This is a genomic window from Aequorivita antarctica (assembly GCF_007997155.1).
GTDB lineage: Bacteria > Bacteroidota > Bacteroidia > Flavobacteriales > Flavobacteriaceae > Aequorivita > Aequorivita antarctica.
In genome coordinates this window covers 1-1,308 of the sequence record NZ_VORT01000036.1, presented here as the reverse complement: position 1 = coordinate 1,308, position 1,308 = coordinate 1, and the positions used below count along the sequence as shown (strand labels likewise).

Annotated in this window: 1 protein-coding gene; it reads left to right on the top strand. The window is 43.0% G+C overall.

Translation table 11 applies throughout. From position 1 onward, the window contains the following. Positions 1–1,308 (top strand): HYR domain-containing protein (locus ESU54_RS17630; protein ID WP_146848195.1); only part of this gene is annotated, 1,308 nt, incomplete at both ends.

Genomic DNA, 1,308 nt, shown 5'->3' with positions numbered 1-1,308 from the left:
TCTCTAATGCTGATCTTTCCATGTCTCTAGGAACTGCTGTAGCTGGATTGTTTACTGGATCAGTATTTACTCCTCGTGTATGGAACGGTACTGTTCATTATGAAACTGTTGCTAGTTCTGGCCTTGAATTCACTTGTGCAGATCTTGGCGAAAACATTGTTGAGGTAACTGTTACAGATGACAGTGGAAACGTTTCTACCTGTATGGCAGTTGTAAATGTTATTGATAACATATCTCCTGTTATTACTTGTGGTCCTTCTGGTACTGTAACATCAGAAACAGAAGACTTTGAAGGTGCTTCCGTTCCTGCTGGATGGTCAACAGACATTACTACAGGTTCACAGGATTGGACTTTTGGATCTGGCGTTATGCCAGGTGGCCCAGCTTTCGCTACAAACGCAGCAATCTTTGATGATGATGCTGCTGGTAACGGAGAAGTGAACAGCGCTACTCTTATTTCTCCAGTTTATGATATAAGTGGAGCTAATTCTGCTACCCTTTCCTTTGATTATTCAATGCAGGAATTTGCCGGTGACGGAACACTTACTGTTGAGGTTTATGACGGTGCCGCTTGGCAACAAATATTGTTTGTTGATGTGGATACCGCTCCTACCAATTCAGGAAGTTTGGATATGCTTGCATATTTGAACGCTGACTTCCAAGTACGCTTTGCCTACGATGACGAAGGTGGCTGGGCTTGGGGTGCCGGTGTGGATAACTTCGCATTGACATATGAAACCCTTCCAACAAGTAACGTTGTAGAAATTGAACTTGGTCCTGATGGCACTACCAATGTAGATCCATATAGCCTACTCTCTAATATAGATGAAGCTTGTGGAATTAGTACCATCGCAGTAGATGTTCCAACTGTTAATTGTTCAGATATTGGAACTACAATAATGATTACCGTATTTGTTAGTGATACTAGCGGCAATATTGCCTCTTGTGTAGCTGAGGTAAGCGTAGTAGATAGACTTGCTCCAGTACTTACCTGCCCAGCAGATCAAACTGTTGATCCGGGAGCTGGTAACCTGTTCTACATCTTGCCTGACTATATTGCAACTGGCGAAGCCACTGCAATTGACAACTGTACAGATCCTGTAACAACGACAACGCAAGTTCCTGCTCCAGGCACTCCATTGTCTGATGGAACTTACACCATCACAATGACTGCCACTGATGAGTATGGAAATACTTCAACCTGTAATTTTGAACTTACGGTTACAACAATTATTGGAGTGGATGAGAACTCATTGGACAAAGGTTTGGCGTTATACCCTAACCCAGCGGACAATGTGGTTAACCTTG